12 protein-coding genes and 1 pseudogene are annotated in these 16535 nt (G+C 64.0%); 5 read left to right on the top strand and 8 right to left on the bottom strand.

Going from position 1 to position 16535, the window contains the following annotated elements; all coding sequences use genetic code 11:
* The first annotated feature begins 40 nt into the window (after positions 1-40).
* A complete protein-coding gene (locus tag ACFSOZ_RS21150; protein ID WP_379101189.1) occupies positions 41-1141 on the top strand; it encodes an FAD-binding oxidoreductase in 1101 nt (366 codons plus the stop codon).
* Positions 1142-1206: 65 nt separating this feature from the next.
* On the opposite strand, the gene ACFSOZ_RS21145 is transcribed toward ACFSOZ_RS21150, so the two are convergent.
* From ACFSOZ_RS21145 to ACFSOZ_RS21120, 6 genes are all read right to left on the bottom strand, one after another.
* Positions 1207-1953: an FAD-binding oxidoreductase gene (locus ACFSOZ_RS21145; protein ID WP_379101187.1), complete on the bottom strand. Its 747-nt coding sequence runs from the start codon at positions 1951-1953 to the stop codon at positions 1207-1209.
* Positions 1950-2561, bottom strand: coding sequence for a molybdopterin-dependent oxidoreductase (locus ACFSOZ_RS21140; protein WP_379101185.1), 612 nt, complete (start codon positions 2559-2561; stop codon positions 1950-1952). Before ACFSOZ_RS21140 ends, ACFSOZ_RS21145 begins: the two co-directional genes overlap by 4 nt.
* 151 nt (positions 2562-2712) lie before the next feature.
* A complete protein-coding gene (locus ACFSOZ_RS21135) occupies positions 2713-4239 on the bottom strand; it encodes a DegQ family serine endoprotease (protein WP_379101183.1) in 1527 nt (508 codons plus the stop codon).
* Positions 4240-4496: 257 nt separating this feature from the next.
* The gene (locus tag ACFSOZ_RS21130) at positions 4497-5216 is read right to left on the bottom strand and encodes an MBL fold metallo-hydrolase (RefSeq protein WP_379101667.1); all 720 of its coding nucleotides are present in this window, start codon (positions 5214-5216) and stop codon (positions 4497-4499) included.
* A gap of 34 nt (positions 5217-5250) precedes the next feature.
* On the bottom strand, positions 5251-6417 hold the full coding sequence (locus ACFSOZ_RS21125; RefSeq protein ID WP_379101181.1) for a diphosphate--fructose-6-phosphate 1-phosphotransferase: 1167 nt from the start codon (positions 6415-6417) through the stop codon (positions 5251-5253).
* Between the two features lie 157 nt (positions 6418-6574).
* Positions 6575-7342 carry a L,D-transpeptidase gene (locus ACFSOZ_RS21120; protein WP_379101179.1) on the bottom strand — a complete coding sequence of 256 codons (768 nt, stop codon included), beginning with the start codon at positions 7340-7342 and terminating at the stop codon, positions 6575-6577.
* A 460-nt stretch (positions 7343-7802) separates the two neighbouring features.
* On the opposite strand from ACFSOZ_RS21120, the gene ACFSOZ_RS21115 reads away from it, so the two are divergent.
* Positions 7803-8426 carry a LysE family translocator gene (locus ACFSOZ_RS21115; protein WP_111545008.1) on the top strand — a complete coding sequence of 208 codons (624 nt, stop codon included), beginning with the start codon at positions 7803-7805 and terminating at the stop codon, positions 8424-8426.
* Positions 8427-8675: 249 nt separating this feature from the next.
* Here the strand turns inward: ACFSOZ_RS21115 and ACFSOZ_RS21110 are convergent.
* Positions 8676-11542: pseudogene (locus ACFSOZ_RS21110) on the bottom strand (autotransporter family protein).
* 226 nt (positions 11543-11768) lie between these two features.
* Here ACFSOZ_RS21110 and ACFSOZ_RS21105 point away from each other — a divergent pair.
* Both ACFSOZ_RS21105 and xylB read left to right on the top strand, forming a co-directional pair.
* Entirely contained in the window at positions 11769-13094 is a 1326-nt protein-coding gene (locus ACFSOZ_RS21105; RefSeq protein ID WP_379101177.1) for a tetratricopeptide repeat protein, read from the top strand.
* A gap of 82 nt (positions 13095-13176) precedes the next feature.
* Entirely contained in the window at positions 13177-14631 is a 1455-nt protein-coding gene (gene xylB, locus ACFSOZ_RS21100; RefSeq protein WP_379101175.1) for a xylulokinase, read from the top strand.
* A 38-nt stretch (positions 14632-14669) separates the two neighbouring features.
* Here xylB and ACFSOZ_RS21095 read toward each other — a convergent pair whose 3' ends face one another.
* Positions 14670-15032: a nuclear transport factor 2 family protein gene (locus tag ACFSOZ_RS21095; protein ID WP_379101173.1), complete on the bottom strand. Its 363-nt coding sequence runs from the start codon at positions 15030-15032 to the stop codon at positions 14670-14672.
* Positions 15033-15145: 113 nt separating this feature from the next.
* On the opposite strand from ACFSOZ_RS21095, the gene xylA reads away from it, so the two are divergent.
* Entirely contained in the window at positions 15146-16471 is a 1326-nt protein-coding gene (gene xylA / locus ACFSOZ_RS21090; protein ID WP_379101171.1) for a xylose isomerase, read from the top strand.
* Positions 16472-16535: the final 64 nt, after the last annotated feature.

Here is a 16535-nt window from a genome sequence, read left to right as displayed (position 1 = left end):
ACGACATGCACGGAATAAAAGGGACAAGAGGATGAATGCGATGACGGACCTTGGCCTCTATCGCCATCTCGACCAGATGACGCCCTGGAACGACAGGCTCCAGGTGCTGGAAGTGATCGGCGTCAGTGACGAAGCGCCTGATGTGAAGACCTTCACCTTCCGCTCCGACAACCAGACCTGGTTCCGCTACAAGCCGGGCCAGTTCGTGACGCTGGAACTGCCGACCGCCGATGGGCCGCTGATGCGCACCTACACGCTGTCGTCTTCGCCATCGCGGCCGTTCTCGATCGCGGTGACGATCAAGGCGCAAGCGGGCAGCATCGGCACACGCTGGATGTTCGACCATCTGACGCCCGGTTCGCATGTGAAGGCCTATGGGCCGACCGGTGACTTTTCGCTGCACAGCCACCCGGCGGCCAAGTATCTGTTCATTTCGGCCGGCTCCGGCGTGACGCCGATGATGTCGATGCTGCGCTGGCTGAACGACTGCGCGCCATGGACCGATGTCGGCTTCGTCAATTGCGCCCGGCGCCCCGAAGAAATCATTTTCCGCAAGGAGCTCGAACTGCTGGGCAGCCGCATGCCCGGCCTGTCGCTCGGCTTCATGATCGAGGAGCGGTCGAGCCGCGAGGGCTGGTTCGGACATATGGGCCGCATCGACGCGATCCGGCTGCCATTGCTGGCGCCCGATTTCCGCGAGCGCGAAATCTTCTGCTGCGGCCCTGATCCCTTCATGCGCGCCGTGCGCGGCATGCTGGACTCTGCCGGCTTCGACATGACGAAGTACCATCAGGAGAGCTTTGCGGCGCCTGTCGTGGAGGAGATCCCGGCACCGTTCACGTCGCCGGCGGAAGACGGCGCCGCCGTCATCGTCGAAGCCGCGACGCCGATCCGCTTCGCGCTTTCGGATGTCGATGCCGAATGCGTCGCCGGCCAGACCGTGCTGCAGACGGCGCGGGCTTCCGGCGTGCGGATTCCCGCCGCATGCGAGTTCGGCCTGTGCGGAACCTGCAAGGTGAAGAAGGTCGCAGGCGCCGTCGAGATGAGCCACAATGGCGGCATCCTCGACCACGAGATCGACGACGGCTTCATCCTCGCCTGTTGCTCAAAGCCGCTTTCGGCGCTCGAAATCGAGGCGTGACCGATGGGCGATGCCGAGCCTCGGAACGGCGGCTACGAGAAACTTCTCGGAAGGACCGTGTCCGTTCAAACTCCGTAGCGTTCGGTGCGGATGATTTCCGCCGCAACGCCGGCATCGATCAGCGCCCGGGCGGCGGCCGAAACGAAGGCGTTGGAGCCGCAGACGAAGGCGACATCAGGCGGTCCGGGCAACCGCGCCATGGATTGTACCATCATGGCGACATCCACCCGCCGCGAATAATCGGCTGGACGGCGCGCGGCTTCGCGCGTCAGCGTCAGCACCAGGTCGAAGCCGTCCTTGCGATCGTCGAGGGCGATCAGCTCGTCACGAAAGATCACTTCGTCCCAGATCCGGGCTGAAAAGACCAGAGCGACGGGCACCGTCGAATTGCGCGCGACGCGATGACGGACCATCGACATCAAGGGCACGACGCCAGAGCCACCGCCGACCAACAGAAGTGGCCCGCCATCGTCATCGGGCCAGATGAAGTGCCCGCCGAGCGGTCCGCGCAGTTCGATTTCGTCGCCAACTGCCGCGATCTCGTGGAAGAATGGAGAGACCTCGCCATCGTCGAGTTTCTCGATCGCCAGTTCGATCACCCCGTCCGTCTTGGGCGCAGAGGCAATCGAATAGGAGCGGCGCGCCTGATAGCCGTCCGGCGCTGTCAACCTGACGTCGACATGCTGACCGGCCCGGTAGGTGAACGGCCGCGATGGCTGGAAAAAGAAGCTGGTGACGCGCGGCGTGCGCTTTTCGATACGGACGATCCCGGCCGTTTGCCATGGCGACTGCGGCACTTGTTCGTCGCTCATGGATCGTTCGTGTAGCGCTGCTCACGCCATGGATCGCCATAGATATGATAGCCGCGCAATTCCCAGAAACCCGGCTCATCGCGCTCGGTGAACTGGAGGCCGTTCAGCCATTTGGCCGATTTCCAGAAATAGAGATGCGGCACCAGCAACCGCGCCGGGCCGCCATGGTCCGACGTGATCGACTTGCCTTCGTAATACAGCGCGACCATCGCCTTGCCGGCGGTGAGGTCCTTGGTCGGTACATTGGTGGTGTAACCGTCGAACGAATGCGCCAGCGTGAAGGCGGTCGGCGGCTCGATGCCGGCATCGGCGAGAATATCGTCGATCAGCACGCCTTGCCATGGCGTGTCGAACTTGGTCCACGCGGTCACGCAATGGATGTCGCGTGTCATCTTGGTCAAGGGCAGGGCGTTGAACTCGGCCCAGTTCCATTTCTTGATCGGCCGCGGCCCGTGCTTCAGCGTGAACGACCACTCCTCGGTGCGCACCCGCAGCGTCGGGCCGGCTGACAGGACCGGAAATCCCTGCTCGAGATATTGCCCGGGAGGGATGCGCGCGTCGCCGTCGGTCGGCGGGCGCCGTCCGGAAAGGAAACCTCGGGTGACCATTGCGGCAATCCCCCTGTATCGGGCCATCTGTCAGCCCTCATGCAGTTTTCTCGAAGATACCGTGGCGGGCAACCGAAATCTTGACGAACGGGATCGGCGGGCTCGTTCGTCGCCGAGGCCGCCGATCCTGCACTCGATTGAGCGCTAAGTGTCAGCCATTGGCAAACGGCACCGCGACATAAATCTGGCCGCCGTCGCGCTCCAACAGCAACAGCACCGATTTCCTGCCGGATTTGCCGGCCTGGGCAATCGCCTGGGTAACCTGCCTGGCGCTCTTCACCGGCACCTGATTGACGGCGATAATGATGTCGCCGGCCTGGATTCCGGAAGCCGCGGCCGCCTTGTCGGGATTGACGCTGGCAACCACCGCGCCGTGCTGATTGTCGGCAAGGCTCATCTGCTGGCGAATGTCGGGCGTGATGTCCATCAGGCCAAGGCCCATCGCGGGGACTCGATTGCCTTGCCCGGCGCTGGGCGCACCGGACCCGTCGGTCACCGACGCGGTCTTCACATCGTCGCTGTTGCGGCCGACATCGACGGAAATCTGCACCGCCTTGCCCTTGCGCCAGACCTCAAGCGATTCCCGGGCGCCGGGCGCCACGTCGGCGACGGCCCGCGACAGGTCCTTGGGATCCTTCACATCCTGTCCGGCGAAGCTGGTGATGACGTCGCCGGTCTCGACCCCGGCGCTGGCGGCCGGCGAGCCGTCATTGACCTGCGAAACCAGCGCGCCGCCAGGATGATCGAGCCCGATGGCGCTCGCCACATCCGGCGTCACCGGCTGGATCTCGACGCCGAGATAGCCGTACTGGATGGAACCGTCCTTCATCAGCTTGGCGACCACCTTCTGGGCCTGGTCGGATGGAATGGCGAAGCCGACGCCGACGCTGCCGCCATTGGGCGAATAGATCGCCGCGTTGATGCCGACGACATTGCCGTTCACATCGACCAGCGGACCGCCGGAATTGCCATGATTGATCGGCGCGTCGATCTGGATGAAGTCGTCGAACGGGCCGCTGTGCAGATCACGGCCGCGCGCTGAGACAATGCCCGCGGTGACGGTGGTGCCGATGCCGAACGGATTACCGATCGCCAGCACCTGGTCGCCGGTCATCAGCCTGTCGGAGTCACCCCATTTGACGGTCGGCAACGGCTTGTCGGCTTTGACCTTGAGCACGGCGAGATCGTTCTTGGCGTCTCGGCCGACGAGCTTGGCGGGAAGCTCGGTGCCGTCGTCGAGCGTCACCTTGATCGAAGAGGCGCCATCGATGACGTGGTTGTTGGTGACGATGGTGCCATCGGCAGCGACGATGAAGCCGGAGCCAAGTGCCTCGGCGCGCTGCGCCTGTTCCTGCGGCGGTGTCCTTGGCGAGGGCATGCCCTGGTCGCCGAAGAACTGGCGAAAATATTCGTCGAACGGCGAATTCTCGAGCGGCATGCCGTCGTCCGTGCTTTCCGGCTGTGCCTTCATGACGGTGGTGACCGTCACCACCGCCGGTTTGTCGGCAGCCACGATGGGGGCGAACGAGCCGTTGGGTGCCGTGATGCCGGCGACAGGTGTCTGGGTCGTGGGAACGGCGTTGCCCGCACTTTGGGCGAAAGAGATGACAAAGGGGGATATGATCAGCGCAGCGCCCAGCAAGGCCGCGACGCGATGTCTGCGAAGGATATCTGACATGGTCGTTTGTCCGGGCGAGAGTTGATCCTGCGCTGTGGCCGCCTCCGTTGGAAACTGACCATCCGGCGTGTCGAGGGTCGCGATTGCCCGTCTCGCCTGGCACGGCAACCGACCGGATCGACAGCCCTGCATCTAGGGTGCGTATTGGCCCGATTTAGGGTTTTCAGGCGACCTTACGAAGATTTAATTTCCGGACGGCGGCCGGTCACAATGTCGTCAAGCGACGGGCCAGGCGTCTTCCCAGCCTCGCGGAGGCATCAGACCGCGCCGGTTCGCCCGAGATAGGCCGTTGCAATCTCGTGCATGCGCTTGCCGTCGAAGCTCGGCCCGTGACCGCCGTGGCCGATGCGGACCGGCAGGTCGAGCAGGCGTTGCATCGTGCGGCGATAGGCTGTTCGGTCCGAATCCGGCAGGTCGTCGATCAGCGTGTCGTCGTAGATGGCGTCGCCGCTGAAGAACAGGCCATCGGCCTCGTCGAACAGCGCGATCGAATCCGGCGAATGACCGGGCAGGTGCAGCACGCGAAACCGACGATCGCCGAGATCGACCACATCGCCCTCGTCAAGCGTCCGTGTCAGCGGCGCGGGTGGTATCGCATAGTCGGCGGCCTTCCAGCCCGGCGCAGGCAGTTTGGAGACGGCACCGTCGAGATCGTGGAACATGTAGGCGTAGGTCGCGGTGTCATCCATGCTCTCGAACTGAGCGGCACTCATCCTTGGCCCGGCCCGCAACGGGAATTCGTGCAGCGAGCCGACATGGTCGAGATGGATGTGGGTGGCGACGACCAGCAGCGGCTTGCCGGCCGGCGTTTCGATCTCCGGCGCCAGCGGACAAATGCCCATGCCGGTATCGACCAGCAGGTCGACATCGCGGCCGCGCAAATGCCAGATGTTGGCGCGGACGTAGTCATGCACGAACGGCTCGGTCAGCATCGTCGTCTTTTCGTCGACGATACTCTTGCTGAACCAGCCCGGCATCACGTGTGAGCCAGGCATCACCTGTGAGCCTGCATCAGACGAACGGCTTCCCGACCTTGTACTTTTCCGGCACCAGCCGCCTGAGGTAGGCCATGCCGGCATCGGACAGCTGATTGACGTCGGGCTTCATGAAATCGTCGGGCATGTGGCGGGTCTTGCCGGCGACGTTCTTCAAGGGGACCTTCTTCAACACCGTCTTTGTGCCGTCATATTGCAGCGCCACCGAGCCGCCGCCCTGTTCGGCGACGGTGACAGCGAAGGCGCCGGCATCGAACGCCTCCTGCGCGTCGACCGCGCTGATGGCGCCGATATAGCCGCGCGGCATATAGCCGAGCGCATCGACGCGGGCCCGCTTGCCGGGCAGGCCTTCGGCCAGCGCACGTTCGAGAGCGGCCGGCAGGTCGCTGCCCGACAGCTTGACGTTACCATGCGCGTCGCGCTCCAGCTTCTCTGGCGGCACCAGGCTTTCGACCAGCGCCTTGCCGTCGGCGGTGCTGACACCTTCCGACACCGCGACGATGCAGCGCTTGTGGCGATCGAGCGTGGCGCGCACGTCGTCGATGAAGCCGGCGGCCGAGAACGGCCGTTCCGGCACATAGACGAGGTGCGGGCCGCTGTCGGGGTCGAGTTGCCAGGCCGCGGCGGCTGCCGTGAGGAAGCCGGCGTGCCGGCCCATGACGATGCCGACATAGATGCCGGGCAGAGCGCGGAAATCGAGGTCGACGGACAGGAAGGCGCCGGCGACGAACTCGGCCGCCGAGATGAAGCCCGGCGTGTGGTCGTTTTCCTCAAGATCATTGTCGATGGTTTTCGGCGCATGGACGAAGGCGATCTTGCCGCCGGCGGCGTCGGTCAGGATCTGTTGCGTGCCCGACGTGTCGTTGCCGCCGATATAGATGAAGGCGTCGGCGCCGGCCTTCTTGAGGCCGTTGAGGATCACGTCACAATAGGCGGCATCCGGCTTGTCGCGCGTCGAGCCAAGTGCTGCACTTGGCGTCCCGGCAATCAGCCGCAGCCGGTCTTCGGGAATGGCGGAGAGGTCGACATAATTGCCGTCACGAATGCCGCGCACGCCGTGGATGGAGCCCAGCACCTTGGCGCCAGGATGCCGCTTGCGGATCTCCAGCGTCGCCCCGACCACCGTCTGGTTGATGACGGCGGTTGGGCCGCCGCCCTGCGCGATAACAAAAGTTCCGGCCATTCCTGACGTCTCCCGAGCGATGAATTCGCAGGCACATTCGCCTGTCTTGCGGCATGGCGCAACGGGAGAACCAGAGCATGATCGCGAAAAGTGGCAACCGGTTTTCGCCAGAGATCATGCTCGGGCAAAAGATCAGGTGGCCGCACCGCGGCCACGATCAGACGACGACGACCGGGTTCTTCTTGGTGACGCGGCTGTAGAGGTCGATGATGTCCTGGTTGATAAGGCGCACGCAGCCCGACGACATCGCCTGGCCGATGCTCCACCATTCGGGCGAACCATGGATGCGATAGCCGGTGTCCTTGCCGTCCTGGTAGATGTAGAGCGCGCGGGCACCAAGCGGGTTGGTGAGGCCGCCGGGCTGGCCGGCCTGCCATTTCACCAGTTCCGGCTTGCGGGCGATCATCTCGGGCGGCGGTGTCCAGGTCGGCCATTCCCTGCCGTACTGGATGTTGGCGCGGCCGGACCAGCGGAAACCGTCCTTGCCGATGCCGACGCCGTAGCGGATGGCATCACCACCCGGCTGGACGAGATAGAGCATGCGCTCCTGCAGATGGACGACGATGGTGCCGGGCGCCTCGCCCGTCGTGTCGACGACGATCTGGCGGCGGAATTCCGGCTTGACCTTGAGATAGGGCACTTCCGGCACGTTGAAGCCGCCATCCGTCAGCGAGGCATACATAAGGTCCGGGCTGGTGATGTGCTTGTCGACGCTGATGCTCGGCCGGATAGGCCGCAATGAACTGGTGACCGTGTCGTCGAGTTCCAGCGCCGGCAGGCCGCCGCCCGAGGTCGAACAACCGGCGGCGCCGAGCAGCGCCAGCGCCCCTGCCCCGGACAGGATGGCGCGGCGGGAAAGTTGATGATCGGTTTCGATTGCGTCGCCGTTTCGCGGCGGCGTCAGACCTGGCGGCAACTCACGCATATACCCAACCCTACGCTGTCGGCGGGAAGCACAGTCCGGCCGGATGGAACGCATTTTCATCATTCATGGTTGATAAAGCGTGAAGGCCTTGTACTGCCTGCGTTTGCGCGTTGCCTTGCTGGCGTTCGACCTGCCGCCCGGCCGTCGACCAAAGCGCTGCAGCACAAAAAGACTTCCGTCGGGTCATATTCAAGGCGCCGGCGTTTCCTACCCCTCTCAGGCAGCTACCGAGGGGGATCCATGTGCAAGACCTTAAAAAACCGACATCAAGCTTTTTGCCGCGGCCATTGTCGCTGCGGCAATCGTTCTCGGCGCCAATGTCAGCCTGGCCGATATCGTGAGCACGCTGAGCGGAGCGAACTGACACCGATCTGCCGTTGGCGAAATTAGGGAAATCGCCCCTTTACATTCTCCCGGCGCCAAGGATTTATCCTCTTCTTTACGCTCAAAGGAGACGAGCATGTCCTTCGAAAACTGGGCCGCCTTCGCTGCCGCATCGACAATCCTTCTCATCATTCCGGGTCCGACCATCCTTCTGGTCGTGTCCTACGCACTGGGCCAGGGCTGGCGCACCGCCCTGCCGATGGCTGTCGGCGTGGCGCTGGGCGACTTCACCGCGATGACATTGTCGATGCTGGGCATCGGCGCGCTGCTGGCCGCTTCGGCGACCGTCTTCACCATCCTGAAGCTGATCGGCGCCGGCTATCTGATCTATCTCGGCGTGAAACTGTTTCGCGCCGGTGGGGCGCTGAAAGCCGAACCGCGTACCGACGCGGTGTCGTCTGCAAAGATGATGGCTCATGCCTGGCTGGTCACCGCGCTCAACCCGAAAAGCATCACCTTCTTCGTCGCCTTCCTGCCGCAGTTCCTCGACCGGCACGCCGATTTCTGGACGCAGATGCTGATCTTCGAGACGACCTTCCTGGCACTCGCCTTCGCCAATGCCTTCGGCTATGCGCTGATCGCGGCGCGCGCCCGCAACGTCGTGCGCAATCCCAAGGCGATCCGCATCTTCAACCGCACCGGTGGCACGCTGCTGGTCGGCGCCGGCATCGCCACGGTGGCGATGCGTTCGGGCAATTGAGGGTTTTCAGAACTGAACACCGGCGGTCAGGGTTAGGCGCTGGCGCTGCCGCTCATCTGGCTACCGCCATCTTTTCCCCGTGAAGGGACGGGGAGAAAGGCGCGCTCGTCGACGATTTCGCCAATCACCAGCGTCGCAAGAAGAGCTCCGAGGGCACGGCCGGCTGGGCGATGAGAGGCGGCGAAAACTTCGGCGGTCTGCACGAATACAGCCGTCGCAAATCGGCGTCACCTGAAGATCTTGGCCTGCTCACCATTTGACGCTGACGCCGAGATTGCCCTCGAGAATGCGGCGCTTGTCGCCGCCGAGATTGGTGGTGTAATCGCCGGTGGCGAAGATGCTGACCTTGTCCGTCACCTTGGCAACGAGGCCGCCGCCGAACTCGAACGAGGTCGATCCGCCCTCAGTCGAGATGTCGGTGGTGTCGAAATTGACGTGGCTGGTGCCGCCGAAATCATGCCAGATATTGGCTTTGAGGTAAGGCTGCAGCGCCGTGCCGTTGATAACAGTCTCGCCCTGCAGCCGCACGCCCAGCCGGCCGGCGACGCTGTCGTCGGGATCGAAGGAAATCGACGAGAAGCGGTCCGTGGTGTCGTCGAGCGACAAATGCTGCCAGACCAGTTGCGCCTGCGGTTCAAGCGTCCAACCTTGCGCCAGCGCAATGGTATAGCCGCCCTCCAGCGAAGCGGTGACGCCGGTGCCGTCGACGTCGATGCCGACGTCGCGCGAAGAGGTTGCGTTGCCGCCGAAGAAGGTGGCCATGACGACGCCGTCCAGGTACCAGCCGCCCTGGCCAATACGGGTCCAGTAGCCGCCGACGCTGGTGCCGTCGAGATCGATGCTGCCGACGGACAGATTGTTCCATCCCAGTGCTTGGCCGCGCACGTCACCTTTCATGATGGCATAGGCGACGAACAGGCCGGCGCGATCGATCTGGCCTGACGCCGTCTCGCGGCCGAACAGGTCGAAACCCGCCTGGAAGCCGAACAGAGTGCCATCGAAGGACGGCGACACCGTTCCCGTCCAGCCCATCTCAGTGTCCTGGCCGAAAACGCGGCCCCAGACCGGCGACAGCTCGGTGTCCGACAACAGACTCTGCTCGCCACGCCGTTCATGGAAGGTGCCGAGCGTCGTCATCGCCAGATGCTCTGCCACCGGCGGCAAGGCCGAATAGACCGGGACCTCGATGCGATAGAGCGGGATCTCAGCTGCTTGCACCGCGGTCGCTCCTGGTGTTGGCGGCGCCGGCTGCACAGGCGGCGGGCCAACAGGCGGCGTCGGCACTGGAAGAGCGGGCGCTGCGGTTGGCACCACCGGCGGGGGCGGTGGTGGGTCCGCCGGCGGCGCCGCTTGCGGCGGAGGCGGCGGCGCCGGTTCCGGATCGCTGGCCTGCACCGGCGGCGTCGGGTCGACCGGTGGGGTGTTGATGTCGCCCTCGGTCGGCGGCGGCGTCGGCGGCAGCGCGGACGCCGGCGGCGGCGGCGGCTCGACCGCAGGCGGTTCAGGTTCCGGCGGCGGCGTCGGTTCGACCGCCGGCGGCGCCGGTGCCGGTGCCGGCGGGGTCGGCGGCGTCACTGTCGAGCGCAGATACCAGTTCTCTTCACTGCCGGCGCTGCCGGCGCTGACGCCGCCCTTGAACAGATAATATTCGAAGGCACCGGCGGCGACCTGCGTGTCGAGGGCGAAAGTGGTGGCGCCGGAGGTGGCGCCGTTGACCGCCTGGACGACCATGATGCCGTCCTGCGTGGTCTCGGCGCCGGCGCCGCCGAGATTGATCACCGAGATGCCGGTCGAGCCGGACGCCGTCCCGCCCGACAGCACCAGCCTGTCGGATGCGGAGGAATCATCGCCAAGCTCGGTCTGGATGAACAGCAGGCCACCGATGCCGGTATAGTTGCCGGAAATCGTCAGACGGTCGGTCGCGCCGGAGCCGCCATTGGTCAGGTCGATGCGTCCGGCATTGGTGACCTGCGCCAACTGGCCTGCCGTAAAGGCCTGGATCGAGGCGTTGAAGCCGCCGCCGCCAAACAGCGTGCTCGAGGCGTCGACGCTGAGTGCGCCGGTGCCGGTGCCGCTGTCGCCAAGCACCAGATTGCCGTCCAGCGTCAGCTCGGTATCGTTGCTGGCGCCGATGCTTTCCCAGTTCTGCAGCCGGCTGATGCCGTCGAGCTTGACGTTGTCGAGGGTCAGCGCGTCGGTGCCGAGGCCCCCGGTTATTGTATCCGTGGCGCCGAGATTGGCGTTGGTGAGGTTGCTCAGCCTGGCGGTGTCGTTGTCGCCGCCGAGATCGACAGCACCGTATATGATGCCGCCATCGTTCCAGACGAAGCTGTCGACGCCAAAGCTCATCAGGATATCGCCACCGACCGTGACGCCGGTGACCGTGACGCTGTCATTGCCGCCGCTGACGCTGATGTTGCCGCCAATGGTACCGCCCGACAGGATGATCGTGTCCTGGTCGAAGCCGGTGACAAGGTTGCGGTCGATGGTGCCGCCCGACATGTTGAAATAGTTCTTGTCGAGTTTCATGTTGACGCGGCCGATGCGGCCGCCGGTCATGACAGCACGGTCGCCATCGTCGAAGAAATCGACGATGCGCCCACCCGTCAGGTGAAGGTGTCGAGGCCGTCGCCCTGGTTGAGCGAACCTACCTGGCCGCCACTCATGTTGAAGTCGTCGATACCGGCGCCTTGCTGGACATTGCCGGCGACGGTGCCGGCGCCAATGGTGAAGAAATCCGTGCCGCCGCCCTGATCGACGGTGCCGGTGATGGTGCCGGACTGCATGTCGATGCGGTCCGTGCCGACGCCAAAGGTGACATTGCCTGATATCTGCCCGGTCCCGCCGGCGGGAAAATTCAGCGCGTTGTCGCCGCCATTGTCGGTGAGGCTGCCGCCCGAATCCCCGCTGTCGCACGTGAAGGTGTCGTTTCCGGGAGACGGAACGAGTACGCATGCGGCGAAGGCCGCGGAATTGGGCAGAAACGCCAGCGCCGTAGTTGCAAGAACGCTAATAAACCATGGATGTATCTGGCGAGGCCTTCGCTGCAGCAAAGCAATCGTTTCACACATGTCTTCCAAACATCTGTTTGGAAGCTTCATTTCTAAGTGCCGCATCGCGTCCCCTCTCAGATCGCGATTTCAAGCCCTTTGCCCGCGCCGTAATGAAGCCACAATTCGTTCGATTTTACAAAGGCTAATCTGTGCCTCATGGTTGATAAACTGCAAAACCCACTGGAATAGAACAGCACAGTGCGTGGTTGGCGTGTCTGTGGCCCATGCTTTAGGATCGCGCTGGGCCGAAGGATCGAGGGCCCATCGCGGCTCGATCGGAGGACATTGCATGGCAATCAGGGACGAATTCGGCCTGACACTGTCGGGCGCAACGGAGGCGGGGTTCACGCCCTACAGCCAGGCTGTACGAGAACTGCAGTGCTTTATCGGCGATCCCGTAGCCTCCGTCGACCGCGCCATTGCGGAAGATCCCGGCTTCGTCATGGCGCATGTCTTCAAGGGTTATCTCTTCGGCCTCGCCACCGAGCGAGAGGCGACGGCCGTGGCCAAGGCTTGCCATGAGGCGGCACTGCCGCTTGCCGCGACCACGCGCGAGCAGGCGCATGTCACAGCCCTTGGTCATCTCGCCAACGGGCGCTGGCATCATGCCGGCGGCATTCTCACGGATATCGGCATCGACTTCCCGCTTGACGCGGTGGCGCTGCAGACCGGGCATCAGATCGATTTTTTCACAGGCAATGCCCGCATGCTGCGCGACCGCATCGCCGGCGCCCTGCCATCCTGGCAAAGCGGCATGCCGGGCTACCACGCCATCCTCGGCATGCAGGCTTTCGGGTTGGAGGAGATGGGTGACTATGCACGAGCCGAGAAGCTTGGCCGCGCCGCGGTCGATCTGGAGCCGCGCGACGGCTGGGCCCAGCATGCCGTCGCCCATGTCATGGAGATGCAAAGCCGGCAAAGCGACGGCATTGCCTGGATGCGCGCCAATCCCGAAGCATGGACGAAGGAGAGCTTCCTCAAAGTGCACAATTGGTGGCACCTGGCGCTGTTCCACTATGACCTCGGCGAGGCCGACGAGGTGCTGTCACTCTATGACGGCCCGATCTATGGCGAGCGATCGGCACTGGCGCTCAACATGGTCGATGCCTCGGCGATCCTGTGGCGGCTCTATCTCGGCGGCGCCGATGCCAGCGACCGCTGGGCAGCGCTCGCCGCCAACTGGGCCCCCAAGGCCGGCGCCGGCAATTATGCCTTCAACGATGCCCACGCGATGATGGCCTTTGTCGGCGCCGGGCTCGACGCGCCTGCCCAAATCCTTCTAGAGGCACAGCGCGAGGCCATGCGCGGCAGCGACGACAACGCCGTTTTCACCCGGGATGTCGGCCATCCGCTGACGCTCGCCATCAAGGCATTCGGCGCCGGGAACTATGCCGAGACCGTTCGCCTGATCCGGCCGATCCGAGCGATCGCCCATCGTTTCGGCGGCAGCCATGCCCAGCGCGACGTCATCGACCTGACACTGATCGAAGCTGCCCTGCGGGCCGGTGACGGTGGGCTGGCCAGGGCGCTTGCGGCAGAACGTTCGATGGCGCGTCCCGACAGTCCGCTGTCAGCGCTGCTTTCGCGACGCGCCGCTGATTTGTCAGAGAATTGACCCGAAGCGGATCTTGTCTTAAAAACTGGCCAAGCCAGATTTTTTCGAGATCCGAAAAAATTAATGGCATGGGGAGGAAAACATGTATCTCGGCCTCGATCTGGGCACGTCGGGCGTCAAGGCGCTGCTGATCGATGCCGGCCAGACCGTCATCGGCTCCGGCCATGCATCGCTCGACGTATCGCGGCCGCATCCGGGCTGGTCGGAACAAGATCCGTCTCACTGGATACGCGCCTGCGAAGAAGCAATCGCCGAACTGAAGGCTTCCCATCCAGGGCAGCTTGCCGCCGTGAAAGGCATCGGCCTGTCGGGTCAAATGCATGGCGCGACCCTGCTCGATTCCGCCGACAAGGTGCTGCGGGCCTGCATCCTGTGGAACGACACGCGCAGCCATGCCGAGGCGGCCGCACTTGACGCCGACCCACGCTTTCGCCAGTTGACCGGCAACATCGTGTTTCCCGGCTTCACCGCGCCGAAGCTTGCCTGGGTGAAGAACAACGAGCCCGCTGTCTTCGCCAAGGTCGCAAAAGTGCTGCTGCCGAAGGATTTCCTGCGGCTCTGGCTTTCGGGCGAACACATTTCGGAAATGTCGGATTCGGCCGGCACCTCCTGGCTCGATGTCGGCAAGCGGCACTGGAGCGCAGACCTGCTCGCCGCGACATCGCTCGATGAAAAGCAGATGCCGTCGTTGGTCGAGGGCACCGAGAAGGCCGGCGCCTTGCGCGCCGAACTTGCCGCAAAATGGGGCATGCCGGCCGGCATCCCGATCGCCGGCGGCGCCGGCGACAATGCCGCGTCAGCCTGCGGCATGGGCACGGTGGGCGCGGGCCACGCCTTCGTCTCGCTCGGCACCTCGGGCGTGCTGTTTGCCGCCAATGCTTCCTACCTGCCCAACCCGGCAAGCGCCGTCCACACCTTCTGCCACGCGCTCCCGAACACCTGGCATCAGATGGGCGTCATCCTGTCGGCGACCGATTCACTGAACTGGCTGGCGGAGATCACGGGCAAAGGCGCCGGCGAACTGACCGCCGAACTCGGCGATACGCTGAAGGCCCCGAGCGGCGTGTCCTTCCTGCCTTATCTCTCGGGCGAGCGCACGCCTTACAATGATTCCGCCATTCGTGGCGCGTTCACAGGCTTGGCACATGAATCGAGCCGCGCCGTGCTGACGCAGGCCGTGCTCGAAGGCGTCGCCTTTGCCTTCCGTGACAGCCTCGAAGCCTTGGCCACAGCCGGCACGACCTTGACGCGGGTGACGGCGATCGGCGGCGGTTCGCGCTCGCGCTACTGGCTGAAAGCGATCGCCACCGCCCTTGGCCTGCCCGTCTACATTCCCGCCGACGGCGATTTCGGCGCCGCCTTCGGCGCGGCCCGGCTTGGCCTGATCGCGGCGACGGGTGCGGATCCGCTCAGCATCTGCACGGCACCAGCAACCGATGCGACGATCGAACCGGACGCAGCCCTGGGCGGCGCCTATGCGGATGCCTATCAACGCTACCGGGCGCTGTATCCGGCCATCAAAGGAGCCACGGCGTGAGCGGTTTCCCACCCTCGTCGCGGCCCATCAGGACGGCGTTATTGTGCCGGCACCTTGTCGAGAAAGCCGGTAACGCTCTTGAGGCGACCGTTCTCGATGATGCCGATGTCGGTGCCTTCGATGATCGAGGGAGTGCCCTCCGGGCCGAGATTCCACGAGAAGCGGATCTTGTCGGCAAAACCGTCCGGCGTGCCCTTCAGCGAGAACCGGAAGCCGGCGAAACGCTGCTGCACGCCGTCAATCAGAGCCGCGACCCCTTCATGGCCGTCGCCCTGCATCAGCGGATCGCGATAGCTTACGTCCTCGGTGAAGGTCGCCTTGAGCAATTCGGCCCGGCGTTCCGCGTCGCTCTCGTTCCAGGCGATGATGTAGTTTTTGGCAATCGTGTTGAGGTCGGTCATGGTCTGTCTCCTTCGTTTGACGGTTTTGACATGAGCCTTTTCGGCCAGCGGAAGAGCGAAACCAATTACGCCTGAGGTAATCAGGGCGATCTATTCGAAAGAGGACAAAGATCATGAGCAGCGGTTTTTTCGGCGACATCAAAGAGATCAAATACGAGGGGCCGGATTCGACCAATCCGCTGGCCTACCGGTTCTACAATCCCGATGAGGTGGTGGCCGGCAAGCGGCTGGAAGATCATCTGCGCTTTGCCGTCGCCTACTGGCATTCCTTCGCCTGGCCGGGTGGCGATCCTTTCGGCGGCCAGACCTTCGACCGGCCGTGGTTCCCGAAGGCGGGCGGCACCGACACGATGGAGCTGGCAAAGCTGAAGGCCGATGTCGCCTTCGAAATGTTCTCGCTGCTCGGCGCACCCTATTTCTGCTTCCACGACGCCGACGTGCGGCCAGAGGGCAAGGATTTTTCCGAAAGCGCAGCGCGCCTCGATGAGATCGCCGACTACTTCGCCGGAAAAATGAAGCAGACCGGCGTTAAGCTTTTGTGGGGCACGGCCAATCTGTTCTCCAATCGCCGCTTCATGTCGGGGGCGGCCACCAATCCCGATCCGGATGTCTTTGCCTATGCGGCGGCCACGGTGAAGCACTGCATCGACGTCACCAAGCGGCTGAAGGGCGAGAACTATGTGCTGTGGGGCGGGCGCGAGGGCTATGAGACGCTGCTCAACACCGACCTTGCGCGTGAGCAGGAACAGGCGGGCCGGTTCCTCAGCCTCGTCGTCGACTACAAGCACAAGATTGGTTTCAAGGGCACCATCCTGATCGAGCCGAAGCCGCAGGAGCCGACAAAACACCAGTACGACTACGATGTCGCCACCGTCTACGGCTTCCTCAAGCGCTTCGGACTGGAGAAGGAGGTCAAGCTCAACATCGAGCAGGGCCACGCCATCCTGGCCGGCCATTCCTTCGAGCACGAACTGGCGCTGGCCAATGCGCTCGGCGTCTTCGGTTCGATCGACATGAACCGCAACGACTACCAGTCGGGTTGGGACACCGACCAGTTCCCCAACAACGTGCCGGAAATGGCGCTGGCCTATTATCAGGTTCTGCAGGCCGGCGGCTTCAAGACCGGCGGCACCAATTTCGACGCCAAGCTGCGCCGCCAGTCGCTCGATCCGCAGGATCTGCTAATCGGTCATATCGGCGGCATGGATTCCTGTGCACGTGGCCTGAAGGCCGCGGCCCGCATGGTCGAGGACAAGGCGCTGTCGGGTCCGCTGGCCGAGCGTTATGCCGGTTGGAGCACTGCCGAAGGCAAGGCGATGCTTGCCGGAAAGCGCATGCTGGAAGACATCGCCGAGCGCGTGGTCAAGAAGAAGATCGAGCCGCAGCCAAGGTCGGGCCGCCAAGAACTGCTGGAAAACATCGTCAACCGGTACGTGTGAAACCCGATCCCTGGACCGACATCCACCACCTCTGGCTGAAAGCCGCGGCAAGAGCCTTCTGCTA

This window comes from Mesorhizobium newzealandense, assembly GCF_042682145.1.
Classification (GTDB): Bacteria; Pseudomonadota; Alphaproteobacteria; order Rhizobiales; family Rhizobiaceae; genus Mesorhizobium; species Mesorhizobium newzealandense.
Note: the sequence above shows the minus strand (reverse complement) of the source record. Positions and strands in the feature narration are given on the sequence as shown.

What these genes read in the sequence shown, in the direction of transcription:
- ACFSOZ_RS21145 (WP_379101187.1), bottom strand. Translation starts at nt 1,953, where the DNA reads ATGAGCGACGAACAAGTGCCGCAGTCGCCATGGCAAACGGCCGGGATC.
- ACFSOZ_RS21140 (WP_379101185.1), bottom strand. Translation starts at nt 2,561, where the DNA reads ATGGTCACCCGAGGTTTCCTTTCCGGACGGCGCCCGCCGACCGACGGC.
- ACFSOZ_RS21125 (WP_379101181.1), bottom strand. Translation starts at nt 6,417, where the DNA reads ATGGCCGGAACTTTTGTTATCGCGCAGGGCGGCGGCCCAACCGCCGTC.
- ACFSOZ_RS21150 (WP_379101189.1), top strand. Translation starts at nt 41, where the DNA reads ATGACGGACCTTGGCCTCTATCGCCATCTCGACCAGATGACGCCCTGG.
- xylB (WP_379101175.1), top strand. Translation starts at nt 13,177, where the DNA reads ATGTATCTCGGCCTCGATCTGGGCACGTCGGGCGTCAAGGCGCTGCTG.
- ACFSOZ_RS21105 (WP_379101177.1), top strand. Translation starts at nt 11,769, where the DNA reads ATGGCAATCAGGGACGAATTCGGCCTGACACTGTCGGGCGCAACGGAG.
- xylA (WP_379101171.1), top strand. Translation starts at nt 15,146, where the DNA reads ATGAGCAGCGGTTTTTTCGGCGACATCAAAGAGATCAAATACGAGGGG.
- ACFSOZ_RS21130 (WP_379101667.1), bottom strand. Translation starts at nt 5,216, where the DNA reads ATGCCGGGCTGGTTCAGCAAGAGTATCGTCGACGAAAAGACGACGATG.
- ACFSOZ_RS21135 (WP_379101183.1), bottom strand. Translation starts at nt 4,239, where the DNA reads ATGTCAGATATCCTTCGCAGACATCGCGTCGCGGCCTTGCTGGGCGCT.
- ACFSOZ_RS21115 (WP_111545008.1), top strand. Translation starts at nt 7,803, where the DNA reads ATGTCCTTCGAAAACTGGGCCGCCTTCGCTGCCGCATCGACAATCCTT.
- ACFSOZ_RS21095 (WP_379101173.1), bottom strand. Translation starts at nt 15,032, where the DNA reads ATGACCGACCTCAACACGATTGCCAAAAACTACATCATCGCCTGGAAC.
- ACFSOZ_RS21120 (WP_379101179.1), bottom strand. Translation starts at nt 7,342, where the DNA reads ATGCGTGAGTTGCCGCCAGGTCTGACGCCGCCGCGAAACGGCGACGCA.